Source organism: Methyloparacoccus murrellii (assembly GCF_054657115.1).
Genome location: NZ_BAAHXD010000009.1, coordinates 1 through 20059 on the forward strand (window position 1 = coordinate 1; position 20059 = coordinate 20059).

A 20059-nucleotide genomic window follows, 5' to 3' on the forward strand; every position below is an offset into this window, starting at 1 on the left:
GTGAGGATGGCGGCCAGCAGCGCCAGCAGGGTCTTGCGCTGTTCCGCGACCAGCGCCATGGCCTCGTCGACGCTCTGCTCGACGGTCAGGCCCCAGCGGAAAGAAGGTACGTAGACCCAGGACGAGTAGACCCGTTGCCGGAGGATATTGGTCACCTCGCCCGCGCCCTGGTCGCCCTTGACGGCGCTCTGCAAGTCCTGGGCATGGTCGTCGCCCATGTCCACGCTCAGCTGGAAGGCCGCCTCGTCGCGCTTGCGCATGGGCGCGGCCGCCCAGATGGTGTTTTGCACCAGGCTGCCGACAATGGTGTTGCCCGTACGCCCGAGGCCGGAATAGTCGCTGAGGATGCCGTAGATTTCCTCGGTGTTCAGCTGCAGGATGATCAGTCCGGTCTTGCGGCCATCTTCCTGGATGATCGGTGCCGCGACGAAGGCCAGGGGGATGTCGTTGCCGGGGTAGAGGGCGAAGTCGGAGATGTCGGGCTCCAGCAGCGTCAGGGTGCGCCTGGTGAGGGAGGCCAGCGGCGTGCTCTGTTGCGGGCCGGACAGCAGGTTGGCGCCGAGCTCGAGATGCGCCAGCGTCTGGAACATGACCTCGCCCCGGGAGTCGACGACGATCGCTTCGGAAAACCCGAGGCTGGGGCCGAAGTAATTGACCAGCTCCCGCACCCTGCTCCTGGCTTCCGCCAGCGTCTCGCGGGTGCTCTGACGGTCCTGGAGTGCCCGGGTGGCGTCGGCCAGCCGCTTGAGGCGGCCCAGGACCCCGGCGCCGCGGGCGCGCTCATAGGCATAGATTTCCAGCGAGCTGGCCTTGTCCTTGGCGATCATGGTCAGCTGCAGGAGGGTCTTGTCACGCAGCGAGTTGCTGGCCTTGCGGTCGATCAGGATCGCCGTGACCAGCATCGGCACCATGACCAGCAGGATGAACCAGAGGCTCAGCCGCCGGGCCAGGCTGGTGTTGTGCCATCGCAGACTTTCCGGGAAGGTCATGGTTGCCTCGGCACCGCTTTCTCGGTGGCGGTATTGACCCAATTGCCATCCCATTCCTGGAACAGCTGCCGCACGAAGTCGTCCCAGTCGCGCATGGCGCGGGAGCGCGGGTAGGGCACCGGACGGATCGGGTAGTCGGCGGACCAGACGATCTGGATGTTGCCGTCCTCGCGGACCTGGCCGATGTTGAACGAGCGCCAGGTATGGCGGGTGGAGGGATCGACGGTGATGATGCCTTCCGGGGCGTTGTGGCTGAGGCCGAGCAGTGCCTGGGTGACATCCTCGGCGTCGAAGCTGTTGGCACGCTCGGCGGCGCGGTACCAGAGCTGGGTGCTGAAGTAGGCGCTTTCCATGACGTCGCTGAGTACCCGCTGGCTACCGTAGCGGTCGCGGAACTTCTGGATGAAGGCACGGTTTTCGGGCCGGTCGATGCTCTGGAAGTAGGGCCAGGCCGAATAGTGTCCCGCCAGGTCGGCCAGTGGCAGGCTTTGCAGCTCGGCTTCGCTGATCGAGAAGGAGATGACCGGTGATGCCTGGGCGGTCAGTCCCGCCGCCTTGAGTGCCCGGTAAAACGGGGCATTCGAGTCGCCGACCACGGTGCTGAGGATGACATCCGGCCGGGTCTCGCGGATCTGCTGGATGGCCGCGGCGGGATCGAGGCTGCCGAAACCGATGTAGGCCTCGCCGACCACTTCGCCGCCCAGTGCCTTGAGCTGGTCGCTGATGATGGCGTTGACCGAGTGCGGCCAGATGTAGTCGGAGCCGACCAGGAAGAAGCGCTTGCCGAGGTTCTCGACGCTCCAGTTGACCGCAGGCAGCACTTGCTGATTGGGTGCCGCGCCGGTGTAGATGATGTTGGGCGAGACCTCCAGCCCCTCGTATGCCATCGGGTAGATGAGCAGGGAGTCGTGGCGCTCGATGATCGGCTTGACGGTTTTGCGGCAGGCGGATGTCCAGCAGCCGATGATGGCGGCGACGTGGTCCTCGCTCAGCAGTTTTTCCACCTGGCGGACGGTATTGGCGGGGTCCGAGGCGGTGTCGGCGATGATGGCCTGGATGGGGCGTCCCAGCACCCCGCCGGCCGCGTTGATCTCCTCGATGGCCAGCTGTTCCGCCTCGACCATGGGCCGCTCGCTGATGGCCATGGGGCCGGAAAGCGCGTGCAGGATGCCCAGCCGCACCGGATGCGGGTGCGTTTCGCGCTCGAACAGCCCGATGCCGGCCGCGAGCAGCAGGGTTGCCGCGAGGAACGCCAGCGCGAGGAACGACCGGCGGGAGAGCCGTTGGCCCTGGGGCTGGCCCTCCGGGCTCATGTCAGAGGGCCTCGGCCACGCTGGGCACGATCACGAACAGACGGCTGAAACCGCTGATGTCGAAGACATCCTTGAGTGTCGCGTTGAGGCCGCTGAGCTTGATCTTGCCGTCGACCTGCTCCAGCTTCTTGGCGACCAGCAGGATGGCGCGCAGGCCGGCGCTGCTGATGAAGTTGACCTGGCTGAAGTCCATCACCAGCTTGCGTTCCCCGGCATCGATCCAGCCGAAGCATTGCTGTTCCAGCTCCTTGGCGCTGTTGGCGTCGATACGCCCGTCGAGGTTGATGACCAGGGAATCTTGCTGATGGGTCGACGAGATGGAAAGCATGATGAATCACTCAAGGGGAACGATTGACGATGGCAGCCCCGCGGGGGCCGGAAACGACAGGCATTCTAAACGAGTCCGTCGCGCAAATCGGCCTCATTTCGGGCCTGGATTTCAGTCCAGCCGGGGCAGGAAGGCCGTATTGTCGTCATTGGTGCACCAGAGATCGCCGGTTTCCAGGTCGAACCACCAGCCATGCAGGCTGAGCGTGCCGGCGGCCAGGCGCTCCCGGATCCAGGGATAGGTGCCGAGGTTGGACAGCGAGCCGCGGATGGCAGCCCGCTCGGCCAGATGCTGGTGCTGGCAGAGGGTGCCGACGTCGATCTCGGCGACCTCCATGTCGTCGGACGGTGGCTGGTTCTGGCCGGCTGGATTGAGGATGTACTTGAAGCAGGCGTCCAGGGCCATCGACACCCAGCCACCGATGAAGTCGCGATCCAGCCGTTTGCCGGAAAGGCTGTGCAGCAGCGCGTTGATGCCGCCGCAGTGGGCGTGGCCCAGCACGACGATGTGTTCGACGCCCAGGTCCCGGACGGCATACTCGATGGCGGCGCGGGCACCGTCGTACTGGCCCGCGAGCTGATAGGGTGGCACCAGATTGGCGACGTTGCGCACCACGAACAGCTCTCCGGGGGCAGCGCCGGTCAGGACAGCCGGGTCGACGCGGGAGTCGCTGCAGGCGATCAGCAGCACCTTGGGTTTCTGGCCCTGTTCGGTGAGCTCCCGCATGTGCTCGGGTTCGAGCTCGTAGAAGTGTTCCTGGAACTTCTTGATGCCGGCCAGAAGGTGTTCGAGGATGTTGGTCGGGGCATTCATGCGGGTTACCGGTTTGGATGAGGTCTGTCGATGTTGCAAGAATCGTGGCGGGTGCCCATGGTTGCCTGCTGGCGCCGCGTGATCCTGGGTGGCTTCCGGCGCGATTCTAAACCAGCCCGGTGGCCTTTCGCTGCCTGTTGTCGGCCGGCGGCGCATGGCGGGTTGATGGCACCGATGGCCCGCGCGGTGGTCGGTTGTTGCGGGCGATGACGGGGGCTAGCGGCCGGCTTGCCGCAAGCGGGACCAGTCGAAGTGGGGCCCGGGATCGGTCTTCCGCGCCGGCGCGATGTGCTCGTGGCCGGTGATGTGCGCGCGCGAAAGCGTGGGATAGGCCGCCAGCAGGGCATCGATGACGGCATTCAGGTGCTGGTACTGGATCGCCTCGTAGGGGCTGTCGTCGGTCCCTTCCAGCTCGATGCCGATGGAGAAATCGTTGCAGGTTTCCCGGCCCCGGTAGCAGGAGGCGCCGGCATGCCAGGCGCGGCGGTCGAAGGGGACATACTGGATGATCTCGCCGCTGCGGCGGATCAGCAGATGGGCCGAAACCCGCAGCTGGGCGATGCCGGCGTAGTAGGGGTGGGCGTCGGGGTCGAGCCGGTTGGTGAACAGCTGGGTGATGCCTTCGGTACCGAATTGCCCGGGCGGCAGGCTGATGCAATGGATGACGATCAGGCCGAGATCGTCCGGCCGGCGGCGCGCGTCGTGATTCGGGCTAGGAATGAAGCGCGCCTCCAGCAGGCGATGGTCGGCGATCTTCACGGCGGGCAGCCGGCGATGCGGCGGCTCAGGTGTCCTGCCGCGCCGGGTTGGGGCGGAATGACTCCAGCAGCAGCAGGGCCACGCCCACGGTGATGGCGGAATCGGCCACGTTGAAGGCCGGCCAGTGCCATTGGCCGAGGTACACGTCCAGGAAGTCGATAACGTAACCGTAGAGGATGCGGTCGATCAGGTTGCCGAGCGCTCCGCCGAGCACCAGCGCCCAGGCGATCGCCTCGCGGCGCTGGCCTGGCCGCAGCTTGCCCAGCCACAGGAAGATGAAGACGCTGGCGATGACGGCGAGGGCGATGAAGAACCAGCGCTGCCAGCCGCCCGCGCCCGACAGGAAGCTGAAGGCCGCGCCCTGGTTGCGCAGGTAGGTCAGCTGGAAGGAGGGCAGCAGCGGGATCGATTCGTTCAGCTGCATCCGCGTGTCGACCAGGCGCTTCGTGATCTGGTCGATCACGATGACGAGACCGGAAAGCCAGAGCCAGATGCGCATATGGATTATCCGAGCCGCCGTGTCTCGCCGCTGCCGGCGACGTTGTCGACGCAGCGCCCGCATAGTTCCGGGTGTTCGGCATGGCTGCCGACATCGGCGCGATGGTGCCAGCAGCGCACGCACTTGGCCGCCGTGGATGGCCTGACGACGATCCGCAGCCCTTCGAGGTCGTCTGGCGCCGCTGCCGCCGAACGGTGCACGGTGGTCTCGGAGTTGATGAGCAGGAAACGCAGTTCCCCGGCGACCGGGGCCAGGCGCTGGTAGAGCGCGTCGGCGCAGTGCAGCTCCACCTCGGCGTCCAGCGAGGAGCCGATCCCGTCGCGCGCGCGCAGGATTTCCAGCTCCTTGCCGACCGCTTCGCGGATGTTCAGGATCAGTTCCCAGAATTCGTGGTTGCAGGCGTCTTGCTCGGTGAGCGGGAACAGCCCCTCGTACCAGGTTGCCAGGAAGACCGACTCGCCGCGTGTGCCGGGCAGGTGGCGCCAGATTTCCTCGGCGGTGAAGCTGAGGATGGGCGCCAGCCAGCGTACCAGGGCCTCGGCGATATGGTACATGGCCGTCTGGCCGGAGCGCCGCGCCGGGCTGTCCTCCTGGCAGGTGTATTGCCGGTCCTTGAGCACGTCCAGGTAGAAGCTGCCCAGGTCGACCGAGCAGAAATGATGCACGCGCTGGTAGACGACGTTGAACTGGTAGGTCTCGTAGGCCTCGATGACCTCCTGCTGCAACTGCCAGGCGCGGTCGACCGCCCAGCGGTCCAGCGGCAGCATCCGGTCGGCCGGGACGAGATGGCGGGCCGGGTCGAAGCCGGCCAGGTTCGCCAGCAGGTAGCGCGCGGTGTTGCGGAGCCGCCGGTAGACGTCGGCGGTGCGCTTGAGGATTTCGTCGGATACGCGCATTTCGCCGCGGTAGTCGGTGGCCGCGACCCACAGCCTGAGCACGTCGGCGCCGAGATTCTGGATCACCTTCTGCGGCGCGACGACATTGCCCTTGGACTTCGACATCTTCTCGCCCTTGGCGTCGACGGTGAAGCCGTGGGTCAGGACCTGCCGGTAGGGGGCGTTGCCGTTGATGGCGACGGCGGCCAGGAGGGATGACTGGAACCAGCCGCGATGCTGGTCGGAACCCTCCAGGTACAGGTCGGCGGGATAGCCGAGCGCCTCGCGACGGTTGAGTACGCAGTAGTGTGTGACGCCGGAGTCGAACCAGACATCCAGGGTATCGGTCAGCTTCCTGTAGTCGGCGGCATCGTCGCCCAGCAGCTCGGCCGGGTCGAGCGCGAACCAGGCATCGATGCCGTGCTGCTCGATGCGCCGGGCGACCTGCTCGATCAGGTTGGCGGTATCCGGGTGCGGCTCGTGGGTTTCGCGGTGAACGAACAGAGCGATCGGCACGCCCCAGTTGCGCTGGCGGGAGACACACCAGTCGGGCCGGTTGCCGACCATGCCCTCGATGCGTGCCTGGCCCCAGTCGGGTATCCAGCGGACCCGGCCGATTTCCTGCAGGGCCCGCTGCCGCAGTTCATGCCTGTCCATGGCGATGAACCACTGCGGCGTGGCCCGGAAGATGACCGGCGTCTTGTGGCGCCAGCAGTGCGGATAGCTGTGCTCGATGCGGGCTTCCTGCACCAGGGCGCCATGCTGCTTGAGCACGTCGATGACCCGGTCGTTGGCGCTGAAGACGTGCTGGCCGGCGAACAGCTCGGTAGCGGGCAGGAAACGGCCGTCGTCGCCCACCGGGTTGTCCACCGGCAGGTGGTAGCGCAGGCCGGCCACGTAGTCCTCCTGACCGTGACCGGGCGCGGTATGCACGGCGCCGGTGCCGGCGTCCAGGGTCACGTGCTCGCCGAGGATGACGGGGACCTCCCGGGCGTAGAAGGGATGGTGCAGGGCCAGCCCCTCGAGGTCGGCGCCGCGGGCATAGGCCACCACCCGGTAGTGCCCGATGCCCCAGCGGTCCAGGGTATCCTTCATCAGGGCCTCGGCCACCAGCAGCCGTTCGCCCGCGTCCGGGCATTCGACCAGGGCGTATTCCACGTCCGGTCCAAGCGCCACCGCCTGGTTGGCCGGCAGCGTCCAGGGCGTCGTGGTCCAGATGACGATGGAGATCGGGCCGGCGCCGGCATGACCCGGCACCCGGTGGCAGCGGGCCAGAAGGGTTTCCTCGCTGGCGACCCGGAAACGGACATCGATGGCAGGGGAGGTCTTGTTCTCGTATTCGACTTCCGCTTCCGCCAGGGCCGAGCCGCAATCGGTGCACCAGTGCACCGGCTTGGCGCCCTTGACCAGGTGCTGGTTGGCGTGGATGCGGCCCAGCGCGCGGACGACATCCGCCTCGAAGCGGAAATCCATGGTCAGGTAGGGGTCCTGCCAGTCGCCGAAGACGCCGAGCCGGATGAAGTCCTGCCGTTGCGCCTCGACCTGCCGGCCGGCGTACTCGCGGCAGGCGCGGCGGAATTCGTCCGGTTCCACCTTGACGCCGGCCTTGCCGACCTTCTTCTCGACCATCAGCTCGATTGGCAGGCCATGGCAATCCCAGCCCGGCACATAGGGGGCGTCATAGCCGGAGAGCCCCTTGCTCTTGACGATGAAGTCCTTCAGCACCTTGTTGACGGCATGGCCGATATGGATCTCGCCATTGGCATAGGGGGGGCCGTCATGCAGCACGAACGTCGGGCGACCCTTGTGCTGTTCGCGCAGCTTGCGGTAGATGTCGGCCGTCTGCCAGCGTGCGAGCTGTTCCGGTTCCCGCTGCGGCAGGTTGCCCTTCATGGGGAAATCGGTGGCGGGGAGGTTCAGCGTGGCTTTGTAGTCGACGGTCATGGTTGGGGCTCGGGGTTCGTGCGTCGCGCGAAGTAGGCGCGGGCAGCCAGAATATCCTGCTCGATCTGCGCCCGCAGCTCGGGCAGGCCGCGAAAACGGCGTTCGTCGCGCAATTTGTGATGGAACTCGACTTCGACGCGCCGCCCGTACAGGTCGCCGTCGAAGTCGAGGAGATGCGTTTCCAGCAGGGTGGTCGCATCGCCGCTGACCGTGGGCCGGCTGCCCACGTTCGCCACTCCAGGCAGTGGCGCCTCGGTCAGGCCGCGCATTGTAACGGCAAACACGCCCTGCACCGGAGTGTTTTTGCGCTGCATCAGCAGGTTGGCGGTCGGGAAGCCCAGCGCGCGGCCGCGCTTCTGGCCGTGGATGACGCGCCCGCAGACTTCGTATGGCTTGCCGAGCAGCCGGGCAGCGCGCTCCAGATCGCCCGCCAGCAGGGAGGCGCGGATCAAGGTGCTGCTGACGCGCTCGCCGTCGACGAGCACGGACGGCGTGTCGGCAACCTCGAACCCGGCGCTGACGCCGGTTGCTTGCAGCAGCGCGAAGTCGCCTTCGCGCCGGCGGCCGAAGCGGAAATCGTCGCCGACCACCAGATAGCGAATCCCCAGCGCCTGGAGCAGGATGCGGTCGATGAAGGCGCGCGGCGCTTGGGTCGCCAGCGCCTGGTTGAAGCGGAGGATCAGGGCGTAGTCGACCGGCAGTTCGGACAGGCGGTCGATCTTTTCCCGCAGGCGCATGAGCCGTGGCGGCGCGTTGGCCGGGTCGAAGTATTCGCGCGGCTGCGGCTCGAACAGCACCGCGCAGACCGGCAGGCCCAGCCGTCGGCCTGCCATCGCCAGCCGCTCGATGACCGCGCGATGGCCCAGGTGCACGCCGTCGAAGTTGCCGATCGTGGCGACACAGCCGGCGGGCGGAAGGTTGCGTGAGTTCAGCCCCAGCGCCAGTTTCATGCCGGCGAGCCTTTCATCAGTAGGTGCTGCGGCCGCATGCCGGCCAGCCAGAGCGCTCCGGCGTAGACCGCCATGCCTGCCAGTACGCAGCCGCCCAGCCACAGAACCCGGCCGATCGTGGAGGCGCCCTGCCAGTCGATGGCGCCAGCGGCGATGGGCAGGATGCCGGCGAGCAGGAGATTGGCCAGCAGCAGCCGCAACAGGAACATCCGCCAGCCTGCGTCCGGCCGATAGCTATTGTCCCGGACCAGCCTGAGATACAGCAGCGCAGTCTGGAACATCGCGGCCAGCGAGGCGGCCAGCGCCAGCGCCGCATGCGCCCAGCCGGGCGGGGCCAGTACCAGCGACAGGGCGACGCTCAGGGCCAGGTTGACGGCCACGGCGAAGACCCCGAAGCGGGCCGGGGTGAGCAGGTCCTCGCGGGCGCTGAAGCCCGGCACCAGAATCTTGACGCCGAGAAAACCCATCAGGCCCACGGCATAGGCCATCAGGCTGCGGGACGCCATGCGGGCATCCAGTGCGGTGAAGCGATCATGCTGAAACAGGGTGACCATCAGGGGTTCGGCGAGGAGCATCAGGCCCAGGGCCGCAGGAAGGCCGACCAGCAACAGGCAGCGCAACGCCCAGTCCAGCGAGTGGGAAAAACCGTCCGTATCCTGCCGGGCCTGGCTGCGGGACAGGTGCGGCAATATCACGGTGCTCATGCCTGCCCCGAGAATGCCGAGCGGGAATTCTACCAAACGGTCCGAGTAGTACAGCCAGGAAAGGCTGCCGGTCTCCAGCAGGGAGGCGATCAGGGTGTTGAGGAGCAGGTTCAGCTGGCTGATCGAGGCGCCGAAGAGGGCGGGCGCCATGAGCGTCAGCACGCGCCGGACGCCAGCATCGCCGACCGCGATCCGGGGCAGCGGCAGCAGACCCAGTCGCAGCAGCGGGGGTAGCTGGAAGGCCAGCTGCAGTGCGCCGCCGAGGAAAACGCCCCAGGCCAGGGCCGTGATCGGCTCGGCAAACCGTGGTGCCAGTCCCACGGCCGCACCGATCATGCAAAGATTCAGCAGGACCGGCGTGAAGGCCGGAGCCGCGAAACGGTGCCAGGTATTCAGGATGGCCGAGGCCAGGGCTGTCAGGCAGATGAACAGCAGGTAGGGGAAGGTGATCCGCAGCAATTCGGCGCTCAGTGCCGCCTGTGCCGGCTGGTCATGGAAACCGGGCGCGAAAAGCCAGATCAGGCCGGGCGCGGCGACGACCCCGAGCACGCTCAGGAGCATCAGCAGCAGGGCGAAGCTGCCCCAGATACGGGCCAGGAACCGCTGCGTTGCCGTGCTGTCGCCGCTTTCCCGATAGCCGGACAGCACCGGAACGAAGGCCTGGGCGAAGGCTCCCTCCGCGAACAGGCGGCGCAGGAAGTTGGGAATCTTGAAGGCGACGAAGAAGGCATCGGTCGCGGCAGTGGCGCCAAAGAGCGAGGCGATGACCAGGTCGCGGGCGAAGCCCAGGATGCGCGACACCAGGGTGAGCCCGCCGACCACGCCGGACGACTTGAGAAGCTGTTTGCTCAGGGTGGTGTTCCCGCGGGGTTGGTGGTGTGCGGATGGATGGATGTCCCGGGGGGCATGGCGATTCGCCGGGAGGCGGTGGGGCGCTCCGGCCTCAGCCGATCCCCCGGCGATGAGCCGGCTTCAGGGCTCGTTGGCGGTCACGAGCTGGTGGCTCTGGGGCGAGGTCTTGTAGACGGTGACCGGTACCCCTAGCGAGGCCCATTGGTAAAGCCAGCCGGCATCCTCGTTCACGCCCGTGCGGCGATTGTTGCGGCGGGTTGCCAGGTTCACGCAGCCATGGCTTGCGGGCTGTCCGAAGCTGTTGTGCCAGAAGGCGCCATGGAAGGCATAGCCCTCGTAGAAATATTGGGCGTAGGGGACGTCCTTGACCTCGTAATAGCCGGGGTCGCCGGGTTTCTTGCCGGTCGATTTCATGGTCTTGGTCGGGAATCTGGCATAAATGTAGAAGGAGCCGGTCACGGTCGGCGTCTTGGACTTGCCGGTGCTGGCTTTCATGGTCTTGATGACCGTGCCGTTCTCGATCACGTTAACCCGCTGCTTGTCGAGGTAGACCTCGATGCGCTTGTCGGGCCCCGTGCTGAAACGCGCCTCGACAGGATGTGGCAGGAAGCCGCCGCGCAGGCTCCGCATGCCGGTCGGATCGATGCTGACATGAATGGTGGATTCAGCCGGCCACAGCGGCTGCGGGCGGAACTGCACCCGCTGCTTGCCGTACCATAGCCACTTGCCTGGAATCGGTTGCCCGTCCTCGGTGCTGACCTGGATATGCTGCGTTACCGCATCCCGCGCCAGCAGGGGCTCGCTGAAATCGATCTGCACGGGCATGGCAAGCCCGAGATTGCGCATGCCGGCGCTTGCCACCGAGACGCCCAGGGGCGGCGCCGTGCTGACTTCCAGCTTGAACGGCGGCAGCGGAACCCCGGTGCGGGTTTCCCAGTTCACCTCCACCGTGTAGGTCTGGCCTTGCAGGAACTGCCCGGGTTTGCTCGCCAGGATGAAGGCCCGGCGTTGCGCATCGGGCTTGACGTCCAGCGCCAGATCGCCGGCGAGTTGCAGCTGGCCGACGGCATCGGAGAATTCCAGCCGTACCGTGCCGTCCGCCCCCAGATCTTGGCGCAGGGGGGATTCGACGACCGGCATCGCCACGGTCGTGAAGCTGACGTCCCGACTCTGTTGCTGGCCCAGCCAAAGACGCTCGGCGCTGGCCGACAGGGTGTAGCGCTTGCCGAATTCCAGCCGGATGTCCGGCTGGAAGCTGGCCTGCTGCTCGATGCTGGCCAGAACCCTGCCGTCGGCGTCGCGCAGCTCTGCCCTGGCCAGCTTCGTGCCGAGGCCGATGCCATCGATCCAGACCGCTGCGCGCGGGTCGACCGACTGGTTGCCGGGTCCTTCCGTGTATCCGGGCATCTCGATGCCGAATGGCAGAATCTGCCGGCCCACGAAGAAGGCAGCAGCCAGAAGGGACAGAAGTCCGCCCGCAATCCAGCGGCTGACCCTGGATTTTGTCGGCGGAGGTGGATTCGTGGGCGTTCCGACGTCTGCCCCGAGGGCAGGGGTGTTTTCGTTCACTGAATTCACCTCGATGGATGACCAAGCAGGAGGCTTTCGCTCTCGTGGGTTGGCGGCGGGTTCTGGCTGAACCTGTCCGGATCGGCGATCGATCCATGTTTATTTTCGAGTTTTCGAGACCGGACCGGCGCCGACGGTGCCGTCCGGATATTACCTGAAACAGGCGTTCCTGGCGTATCGGCAGTTCCGCACGGGGAGCGCCCCGCCGGTGGGCCCGGCTGCGGCTCGGCTGCGGCTCGGCGATATGGCACGTCGAGCAGGTTGACGCTGGGATACATTGGGAAGAAAATAAGCGGTTAGATTTTTCCGTCACAGGCTTTGAGAGGTCCTAACCTTGGCTAACATCGCTTCCGCAAAAAAACGCGCCATCCAGTCCGAAAAGCATCGCGCCCACAACGCTGCCCTGCGCAGCCGCCTCCGCACCTTCATCAAGAAGGTTATCCTGGCTGTCGAAGCCGGCAATCTGGAAGAAGCGCAGGCTGCCTTCCGCGCGGCGGTGCCCATCATCGACTCTTCGGTCAACAAGGGGCTCATCCACAAGAACAAGGCGGCGCGCAGCAAGAGCCGCCTGAATGCCCGCGTCAAGGCGCTGGCACTCAAGGCGGCCGCCTGAGCGATGTGAATCCGACTGGTGCTGTCCGGCCGGCCGCGCGCGGCTCGTCAGACCAGCACCAGGTTGTCGCGGTGAATCAGCTCGGGCTCGTCGACGTAGCCCAGCAAGGTCTCGATATTCTGGCTGGGTTGTCTCACCAGCTTCAGGCACTCCTCTGATCCATAATTGACCAGTCCGCGGGCGATTTCCCGGCCGGACGGATCAATGCAGGCGACCAGATCGCCACGCTCGAAATCGCCGGAGACGCCGATGGTGCCTACGGGCAGCAGGCTGCGGCCGGATTCCCTCAGTACGCGCGCCGCACCATCGTCAACGGTCAGCCGCCCCTTGGGCTTCAGTTGCCCCGCCAGCCAGCGTTTCCGTGCCAGCAGCGGGGACAGGCCAGGGATCAGGAAGGTACCCAGATCCTCGCCGGCGCAGACGCGCGTGATCGCATGGTTTTCGCGGCCGGCGGCGATCACGGTTGCCGTCCCGGAGCGCGAGGCGAGCCGGGCCGCCCTGAGCTTGGTCACCATGCCGCCCCGACCCAGCCCGCTGCGGCTCTCGCCGACCATGGCGCTCAGTCGCGGGTCGTCGATGCTGGCCTCCCGGACCAGCTGTGCCTGGGGGTCCAGGCCGGGGTCGCGTTCGTAGAGGCCCTGCTGATCGGTTAGGATCAGCAACAGTTCGGCGTTGAGCAGGTTGGCCACCAGGGCGCCGAGAGTGTCGTTGTCGCCGAAGCGGATTTCCTCCGTGGCGACCGTGTCGTTTTCGTTGATGATCGGCACGACGCCCAGTGACAGCAGGGTCAGCAAGGTGCTGCGCGCGTTCAGGTAGCGCTGCCGGTCGGACAGGTCATCATGGGTGAGCAGGATCTGGGCTGTCTTGATGCCGTGCTGCTCGAAGAGTGTTTCATAGGTGCGCACCAGGCCCATCTGGCCGACGGAGGCGGCAGCCTGGAGCTCGTGCAGGGCGTGCGGCCGGCATGACCAGCCCAGGCGGCGCATGCCTTCCGCCACCGAGCCCGAGGATACCAGCACGACCTCGATGGCACGTTGCCGGAGGCTGGCGATCTGCTCGACCCAGCCGGTGATCCGTTCGACGTCCAGCCCGCGCCCGCCGCCGGTCAGGAGGGCGCTGCCGATCTTGACGATTACCCGTCCGGCCTTGGGAAAGTCACTCCGTTTCTGCATCGTTCGTCCGCTGCTGCTCCAGAAAATCCATGATGCTGAAAGTCAGGTCGCGCAAGCCGCTGCCGTCTAGGGCCGAGATATTGAAGCTCGGCCCCTTCCAGTCCAGTGCCTCCACGATATGGCGGCAACGGGACTCGACTTCGTCGGGCGGCAGGCAGTCGATCTTGTTGAGCGCCAGCCAGCGGGGTTTCTCGGCCAGTCCCTCGCCGCGCTTGCGGAGCTCGGCCATTACCTTCTGGGCGGAGACGACCGGATCGTCCTCGCCCGGGTAGGGAACGACGTCGACCACGTGCAGCAGCAGGCTGGTCCGTGACAGGTGCTTGAGAAACTGGATGCCGAGCCCGGCGCCTTCGGCGGCACCCTCGATGAGTCCCGGGATGTCGGCCATCACGAAGCTGCGCTGGTCGTCGACGCGGACGACACCCAGATTGGGATGCAGGGTAGTGAAGGGATAGTCCGCGACCTTGGGGCGCGCGGCGGAAACGGCCCGGATCAGGCTGGACTTGCCGGCATTCGGCAGCCCCAGCAGGCCGACATCGGCGATCACCTTCAATTCCAGGTGCAGCAGCCGCCTCTCGCCCGGCTTGCCCGGCGTGGCCTGCCGGGGTGCGCGGTTGGTGCTGCTCTTGAAGCGCGTATTGCCGAGGCCGTGCCAGCCACCGCGGGCGACCCGCAACGTTTGTCCCTCGACGGTCAGATCGCCCAGCTTCTCGCCGGTTTCGGCATCCGTGACCTGGGTGCCGGTCGGCACGTGCACGATGCAGTCCTGTCCGGCGCGGCCGGTGCAGTTGCCGCCCGAGCCGTTCTGGCCGCGTTCGGCCCGGTAGACCGCGTGGTAGCGGAAATCGACCAGCGTGTTCAGGTTGGCCGACGCCACCAGATAGACGCTGCCACCATCGCCACCATCGCCACCATCGGGGCCACCGAAGGGGATGTATTTTTCCCGCCGAAAGCCGACGCAGCCATTGCCGCCGTCACCGGCCTCGACGCGGATGTCCGCCTCATCGACAAATTTCATCGGAGTCCTGACAAAAAAGCCCCGTATCGGACGGGGCTTTTCCTGGTTCGAGGGAGGGTGCGGGTGCCTTGGCTCTCGCGCCTAGCTCGCCTGGACGATGCTGACGTACCTTCTGCCCTGGGGGCCCTTGATCTTGAAGCTTACCCGGCCGTCGGTCAGTGCGAAGAGGGTGTAATCCTTGCCGACGCCGACGTTTTCACCCGGGTGGAACTGGGTGCCGCGCTGGCGGACGATGATGCTGCCAGCGGAAACCAGCTGGCCGCCGAAGCGCTTGACGCCCAGTCGCTGGGCATTGGAATCGCGGCCGTTGCGTGAGCTGCCGCCTGCTTTCTTGTGAGCCATCTTGCTGTCTCTCGAAAATTAGGCCGAAATGCCGGTGATCTTGACTTCGGTGAAGTTCTGCCGGTGACCGGCTTGCTTCATGTGGTGCTTGCGGCGACGGAACTTCAGGATCTTGATCTTGGGGTGTCGCCCATGCGCGGTAACGGTGGCGGTGACCTTGCCGCCCTCGACATAGGGCTTGCCGACCTTGATGCCGCCATCGGTCTGGACCATCAGCACCTTGTCGAAGTGGATTTCCTGGCCAGCCTCGGCGACCAGCGTTTCTACCTTGAGCAGTTCGCCAGGCTTGACCCGGTACTGTTTGCCACCCGTTTGAATTACCGCGTACATGATTTGAGCGTCTCCAGTGGAGAGAAATTCAGTAAACCAAGAATCTTATCCTGATGTTTCGGCGATCGTCAACCGAATAGTGCCGGGCAACCGCCATTCGACCGGTCCCCGGCGTATCTTGGGTGGCGGCTAGATCACGCCGATGACGAGTCCCAACGCCAGCAGCGCCAGGCCGATCAGCAGGAATTTCAGCGTCCAGTCCGCCGTCTTGCGGAACAGGCGGTCGCGGGTTTCGATGAAGCGCGACAGCACGTCGGACTGTCCGGGTTGCAGTGCCGAGGGGCTGACGCTGGCGGGACCCATGATCGTGTTTTCCACTTCCAGCCGGGCCTGCGCATGCGCGCGCAGCTGCTCGTGCAGGATGCCGCAGGCAAAGCAGAAACCGGCCATGGCCTCGCTGTCCGGGTTGTCTGCCGCCAGCAGCGCCTCGTGAGCGGTGGCAATCTCCCGCAGGGGCCGGGCCAGTTCGTCCGGCAGCTCCTTGGCCGCCTGCTGGAGTCGCTCGCGGAAGTCGGGCGCCTCGATATCCAGGGTCTGGATCAGCGTCGCATCCAGCCGGTTCCGGCAGAGTTCGAGCATCGGATGGGTCGTCATGTCGGTGGTCTTACGGTGTGGCAAGGTTGCTGTGGTGGTGGGTCGCGCTCGGCTGGGGCGGTTCCGCCTGTTCGTGGGCCCAGTAGATCATCGTCACGCCAGCGAGAATCAGTGCGATCTGCTGCAGCGCCGCGCGTGCCGAAGTCTTCTGGTGCAGGCTGGGAATCAGGTCGGCCACGGCAATGTAGACGAAGCTGGAGGCGGCCAGCGCCAGAATGTAGGGCAGCAGCCCGTGCAGGTGCTCCAGGCTGAAATAGGCCAGGATGCCGCCCACCAGCGTGGCCAGGCTGGACAGCAGGTTGAAGGCCAGGGCCCGCCATTTGCCGTAGCCGCTTTGCAGCAGGATCGCGAAGTCGCCGACTTCCTGCGGAATCTCGTGTGCGGCGACCGCCAGGCTGGTGATGATCCCCAGATGCACGTCGGTCATGAAGGCTGCGGCGATCAGGATGCCGTCCACGAAATTGTGGATGGCGTCGCCGACCACGATGAGCGTGCCGGCGGGCTGGTGGTAATGTTCCTCGGAGTGGGTCTCGCAGCGGTCGGCGTGGCAATGGCGCCAGAGCAGCAGCTTTTCCAGCAGGAAAAAGCTCAGTATGCCCGCCAGCACGGTACCCATGATGGCCCCGCTCGCTTCGCTGCCGGCGGTGGTCAGCGCATCCGGCAGAAGATCCAGGAACGCCACGCTGAGCAGCGCGCCCAGCGCGAAGCTGATGCCATGCGGCAGGATCCGCGGGTGATGGTTCTCCGGCACCAGCAGCAGCAGGGCGGCGCAGGCCACGCTCAGGATACCCCCGATCAGGGTGAAGACGACGATCCATATCAGCAGGGCCATGCGGGTTCACTCAAGCCAGATGAGGGTCGCCATGCGGCCGGTGGTGCGGTCGCGGCGATAGGAAAAGAAGTCGGCGGGATGCCGGGAGGTGCAGTGGCCGCCGCCGTGGATGTCCTGTGGGGCGAGGCCGGCGCGCTCCAGCGCCAGGCGTCCGAGGGCATAGATATCGGCCAGGAAGGTCTGGCCGTCCAGCGGTCGGAAGGCGGTTTCGGTCTCGGGATCCCGCAGCGCGAAGGTTTCGCGCACCTCGGGGCCGACGGCGAAGGCGTCGGGACCGATGGCGGGGCCGAACCAGGCCAGCAGCGGTGTGGCGGGCAGCGCGGAGACGCAGCTCGCCACGATCCCGGCTGCCAGGCCGCGCCAGCCGGCATGGATGGCCGCGACGGCCGAGCCATCCCGTGCGCAGAGCAGTATGGGCAGGCAGTCCGCCGTCATCACGGCGCAGACCAGGCCGGGCGTGGCGGTATGGGTGGCATCGGCCGCGGGCGTGGGCCCGGGGTTCGCCGCGACGGTCCGGGTGCCATGCACCTGCTCCAGCCACTGGATGCCCGGCGGCACGCCCAGCTCGTCACTCAGGCGCCGGCGGTTTGCAGCGACATGCCCGGGTCTGTCGCCCACATGGGCACCCAAGTTGAGGCTGGCGTAAGGCCCCTGGCTGACGCCGCCGCGGCGCAGGGTGCTGATCGCCCTGACCCGCGGCGGCGCAGGCCAGTCGGGCACCATGACCGGCAGCTTCATGGCGCCGGATTCCGTAGCGCGTCGAGGAGCTTGGCGAAGTCCGCCGGAAGTTCCGCGCGCCATTCGAGATCGGCGCCGCTGGCGGGATGGACGATGCCGAGACAGGCGGCATGCAGTGCCTGGCGGCGGAAGTCCCGCAGCGTGTGCAGCAGCCCCTCGTCCGCGCCCAGCGGCACGCGGGCCCGGCCGCCGTAGACCGGATCGCCGACGAGCGGGTGATGGATATGGCTCATGTGCACGCGGATCTGGTGGGTGCGGCCGGTTTCCAGTTGCACCCGGATCAGCGTGTGCTGCGGGAAGCGTTCGGCGACCCGGTAGTGGGTGATGGCCGCTTTGCCGTCAGGGCGGACGGCAAAGCGCTTGCGATCAACCGGGTGGCGGCCGATGGCCGCGTCGATCGTGCCGCCGGCGGTCATGGCGCCATGGGTCAGGGCGAGATACTCGCGGTGCACGCTGCGGGCCTGCAATTGCGCCACCAGCTGCCTGTGGGCCTCCAGGGTCTTGGCCACCATCAGCAGGCCGCTGGTGTCCTTGTCCAGGCGGTGCACGATACCGCAGCGCGGGATGTGGGCGAGTGCCGGGCAGTGGCCCAGCAGGGCGTTCTGCAGCGTGCCGTGCCAGTTGCCGGCGGCGGGATGGACCACCAGGCCCGCCGGCTTGTCGACCACCAGCACGTGATCGTCCTCGAACGCTATCGTCAGGGGGATGGCCTCCGGCGTCACCTCGGTACTGGCGTCGGGCGTCGGTTGCAGCGCGACCGCCTCGCCGCCCCAGACCCGGTGCCGGATGGGAACGATGGCGCCATCCAGGCGCACCGAGCCGGTGCGAATCCAGCCCTGCAGCCGGTTCCGCGAGTAGTCCGGGAACACCAGGCCCAGTGCCTGATCCAGTCGCTGGCCAGCCAGTCCGGCCGGAATGACCGCCGTCAATGTGCGGGTGGAATTCACTTCAGTCCGTCAAATCGATCACGTTATACTGCAAAGTCACCGTCCCCGCCCTCCGCAAGCCGCCGCCCCATGTCTCATCTGCCCCTTCGCCGTATCCTGATCGGAGTGCTCGTCCTCATTGGGCTGCTGCTGGGCGCGTGCAGCGACACCAAGGACGAAACGACGGATGAATACTCGGACTGGACGGCGGAGCAGTTCTACCGCGAGGCGCGCGATGCGCTGAACGACAAAAAATACGACAAGGCGGCCAAGCTCTACGAAAAGCTCGAGGCCCGCTACCCCTTCGGGAAGTATGCGACCCAGGCCCAGCTGGACGTGGCATACGCCTACTACAAGAACGACGAGCCAGATTCCGCCATCGCCGCCGCCGATCGCTTCATCAAGCTGAACCCGGCTCACCCCAACGTCGATTATGCCTATTACATCAAGGGGCTGGTGAATTATAACCGAGGCATAGGTTTCGTAGACCGGTTCCTGCCGACCGACTCGTCCCAGCGCGACCCCGGGTCGACCATGGATTCCTTCAAGGATTTCGAGGAATTGCTGCGGCGCTTCCCCAACAGCCGCTATGCCGACGACTCCCGCAAGCGCATCATCGCCCTCCGCAACAATCTTGCCATGCACGAGATCCACGTGGCCGATTTCTACATGCGCCGGGAGGCCTATCTGGCGGCGGCGCGGCGCAGCGCCGAGGTCATCCGCAAGTACCAGCGCACCCAGGCGGTGCCGGTGGCGCTGGAGATCATGGAGCAGGCCTACCGCAAGCTGGGCATGACGCAGCTGGCGGATGACGCCCGGCGCATCTACGAGCTCAACTATGCCGAGGGCGCGCCCGGCCAGGCGGCCAAGGACGTCAACTACGATCCCTCGGCCGTCGAGAAGGTCTGGAAGTTCATCGGCCTGGAGGAGTAGGCGCCATGGATGTGCTGTGCGTGGGACACGCCTCCTACGATCATGTGTTCGTTGTTCCCCACCATCCGGGACCGGATGAAAAGCTTGTCGCCAGCGTCCGTATCGGTTGTGGCGGCGGCCCGGCGGCGAACGCGGCGGTCACGGCGGCCCGGCTGGGTTGCCGGACCGGTTTCATGGGGTATCTCGGGCATGATCTGCATGGCCAGCTGCACTTCGATGAACTGGTGCGGGAAGGCGTGGATGTCCGCCACGTCATCCGCGCCGAGTGGCCGACCCCGGTATCGGTCGTCCTGGTCAAGCCGGATGGCTCCCGGGCGCTGGTCAACCACAGGGCCAGGACGGAGTTCCTGAAGCCGGCCCCGCTCGAAGGCGGAAAGCCCGGTGCCCGCGTGCTGCTGTTCGATGGCCACGAGCCCTTGCTGGCGGAGTCGCTGCTGGATCAGGCTGTGCCCAGGGTGCTGGATGCGGGATCTCTGCATGCGGGTACCGAGGCCCTGATGTTCCGCGTGGACCACCTGGTCTGCTCGGAGACGTTCGCTGCCCAGTGGCTCGGCGGGGATGATCCGCGGCGGGCGCTGGCGGCGCTGGCCGAGCAATCGCCCGCGGTCGTCATCACCCTGGGCGCGCGCGGCCTGATCTGGCGGCGCGGCAGCGAGACCGGCCAGCTGCCGGCTTTTCCCGTGGCGCCGGTGGACACGACGGGGGCCGGCGATGCCTTTCATGGCGCCTATGCCGCCGGGCTTGCCATGGGCATGGCGTGGAGCGAGCTGCTGCGGTTCGCCTCGGCGGCCGGCGCGGCCTGCTGCGCGGTACTGGGCGCCCGCCCGGGGCTGCCGGATCGAGCCAGCCTGGATCGGTGGCTCGCGGCATGACGGGCGTCCTGCCAGGCCGGCGAAGGATGCCGGCCGAACGGCCCGTACCGCATCGGTACGGGCCCCTTTTCACAGGCTTTCACCCAGGTAATGG

Annotated in this window: 21 protein-coding genes; 3 read left to right on the top strand and 18 right to left on the bottom strand. The window is 66.6% G+C overall.

What is annotated here, in order from left to right; all coding sequences use genetic code 11:
* The 10 genes from ACYQ1H_RS03910 to ACYQ1H_RS03955 all read right to left on the bottom strand — a co-directional run.
* Positions 1–989 (bottom strand): cache domain-containing protein (locus ACYQ1H_RS03910; RefSeq protein ID WP_460026756.1); only part of this gene is annotated, 989 nt, incomplete at its 3' end.
* On the bottom strand, positions 986–2302 hold the full coding sequence (locus ACYQ1H_RS03915) for an urea ABC transporter substrate-binding protein (protein ID WP_460026757.1): 1317 nt from the start codon (positions 2300–2302) through the stop codon (positions 986–988). The genes ACYQ1H_RS03910 and ACYQ1H_RS03915, both read right to left, overlap by 4 nt.
* Before the next feature lies 1 nt (position 2303).
* A complete protein-coding gene (locus tag ACYQ1H_RS03920) occupies positions 2304–2630 on the bottom strand; it encodes an STAS domain-containing protein (RefSeq protein ID WP_460026758.1) in 327 nt (108 codons plus the stop codon).
* Positions 2631–2741: 111 nt separating this feature from the next.
* Positions 2742–3443 carry a carbonic anhydrase gene (locus ACYQ1H_RS03925; protein WP_460026759.1) on the bottom strand — a complete coding sequence of 234 codons (702 nt, stop codon included), beginning with the start codon at positions 3441–3443 and terminating at the stop codon, positions 2742–2744.
* A 216-nt stretch (positions 3444–3659) separates the two neighbouring features.
* Positions 3660–4202, bottom strand: a complete 543-nt coding sequence (ampD, locus tag ACYQ1H_RS03930) for a 1,6-anhydro-N-acetylmuramyl-L-alanine amidase AmpD (RefSeq protein WP_460026760.1) — start codon at positions 4200–4202, stop codon at positions 3660–3662.
* Between the two features lie 25 nt (positions 4203–4227).
* Positions 4228–4701, bottom strand: a complete 474-nt coding sequence (gene lspA / locus ACYQ1H_RS03935) for a signal peptidase II (protein ID WP_460026761.1) — start codon at positions 4699–4701, stop codon at positions 4228–4230.
* A gap of 5 nt (positions 4702–4706) precedes the next feature.
* Positions 4707–7520: an isoleucine--tRNA ligase gene (gene ileS, locus ACYQ1H_RS03940; RefSeq protein WP_460026762.1), complete on the bottom strand. Its 2814-nt coding sequence runs from the start codon at positions 7518–7520 to the stop codon at positions 4707–4709.
* Positions 7517–8470, bottom strand: a complete 954-nt coding sequence (ribF, locus tag ACYQ1H_RS03945; protein WP_460026763.1) for a bifunctional riboflavin kinase/FAD synthetase — start codon at positions 8468–8470, stop codon at positions 7517–7519. The genes ileS and ribF overlap by 4 nt, the downstream gene beginning before the upstream one ends.
* Positions 8467–10068 (bottom strand): murein biosynthesis integral membrane protein MurJ, encoded by a 1602-nt coding sequence (murJ, locus tag ACYQ1H_RS03950; protein WP_460026825.1) that lies wholly within the window; start codon positions 10066–10068, stop codon positions 8467–8469. The genes ribF and murJ overlap by 4 nt, the downstream gene beginning before the upstream one ends.
* 78 nt (positions 10069–10146) lie before the next feature.
* Positions 10147–11433 (bottom strand): L,D-transpeptidase family protein, encoded by a 1287-nt coding sequence (locus tag ACYQ1H_RS03955; RefSeq protein WP_460026764.1) that lies wholly within the window; start codon positions 11431–11433, stop codon positions 10147–10149.
* Between the two features lie 496 nt (positions 11434–11929).
* Between ACYQ1H_RS03955 and rpsT the strand changes: the two genes are divergently transcribed.
* On the top strand, positions 11930–12208 hold the full coding sequence (rpsT, locus tag ACYQ1H_RS03960; protein ID WP_460026765.1) for a 30S ribosomal protein S20: 279 nt from the start codon (positions 11930–11932) through the stop codon (positions 12206–12208).
* Between the two features lie 47 nt (positions 12209–12255).
* Here rpsT and proB read toward each other — a convergent pair whose 3' ends face one another.
* The 8 genes from proB to rluD all read right to left on the bottom strand — a co-directional run bounded on the left by proB (position 12256) and on the right by rluD (position 18181).
* Positions 12256–13380, bottom strand: a complete 1125-nt coding sequence (proB, locus tag ACYQ1H_RS03965; RefSeq protein WP_460026766.1) for a glutamate 5-kinase — start codon at positions 13378–13380, stop codon at positions 12256–12258.
* Positions 13364–14398 (bottom strand): Obg family GTPase CgtA, encoded by a 1035-nt coding sequence (gene cgtA, locus ACYQ1H_RS03970; protein WP_460026767.1) that lies wholly within the window; start codon positions 14396–14398, stop codon positions 13364–13366. Before cgtA ends, proB begins: the two co-directional genes overlap by 17 nt.
* Before the next feature lie 81 nt (positions 14399–14479).
* Positions 14480–14740 carry a 50S ribosomal protein L27 gene (rpmA, locus tag ACYQ1H_RS03975; protein ID WP_460026768.1) on the bottom strand — a complete coding sequence of 87 codons (261 nt, stop codon included), beginning with the start codon at positions 14738–14740 and terminating at the stop codon, positions 14480–14482.
* 18 nt (positions 14741–14758) lie between these two features.
* Entirely contained in the window at positions 14759–15070 is a 312-nt protein-coding gene (rplU, locus tag ACYQ1H_RS03980) for a 50S ribosomal protein L21 (RefSeq protein WP_460026769.1), read from the bottom strand.
* Between the two features lie 129 nt (positions 15071–15199).
* On the bottom strand, positions 15200–15664 hold the full coding sequence (locus ACYQ1H_RS03985; protein ID WP_460026770.1) for a hypothetical protein: 465 nt from the start codon (positions 15662–15664) through the stop codon (positions 15200–15202).
* A gap of 10 nt (positions 15665–15674) precedes the next feature.
* Positions 15675–16496: a ZIP family metal transporter gene (locus tag ACYQ1H_RS03990; RefSeq protein ID WP_460026771.1), complete on the bottom strand. Its 822-nt coding sequence runs from the start codon at positions 16494–16496 to the stop codon at positions 15675–15677.
* Between the two features lie 6 nt (positions 16497–16502).
* Positions 16503–17234, bottom strand: a complete 732-nt coding sequence (gene pgeF / locus ACYQ1H_RS03995) for a peptidoglycan editing factor PgeF (RefSeq protein WP_460026772.1) — start codon at positions 17232–17234, stop codon at positions 16503–16505.
* On the bottom strand, positions 17231–18181 hold the full coding sequence (gene rluD / locus ACYQ1H_RS04000; RefSeq protein ID WP_460026773.1) for a 23S rRNA pseudouridine(1911/1915/1917) synthase RluD: 951 nt from the start codon (positions 18179–18181) through the stop codon (positions 17231–17233). Before rluD ends, pgeF begins: the two co-directional genes overlap by 4 nt.
* A gap of 69 nt (positions 18182–18250) precedes the next feature.
* Between rluD and ACYQ1H_RS04005 the strand changes: the two genes are divergently transcribed.
* Together ACYQ1H_RS04005 and ACYQ1H_RS04010 are read left to right on the top strand one after the other, a co-directional pair.
* Positions 18251–19093: an outer membrane protein assembly factor BamD gene (locus tag ACYQ1H_RS04005; protein WP_460026774.1), complete on the top strand. Its 843-nt coding sequence runs from the start codon at positions 18251–18253 to the stop codon at positions 19091–19093.
* A 5-nt stretch (positions 19094–19098) separates the two neighbouring features.
* Complete coding sequence (locus ACYQ1H_RS04010; RefSeq protein ID WP_460026775.1) at positions 19099–19965, top strand: carbohydrate kinase family protein; 867 nt, start codon at positions 19099–19101, stop codon at positions 19963–19965.
* Positions 19966–20059 lie beyond the last annotated feature (94 nt).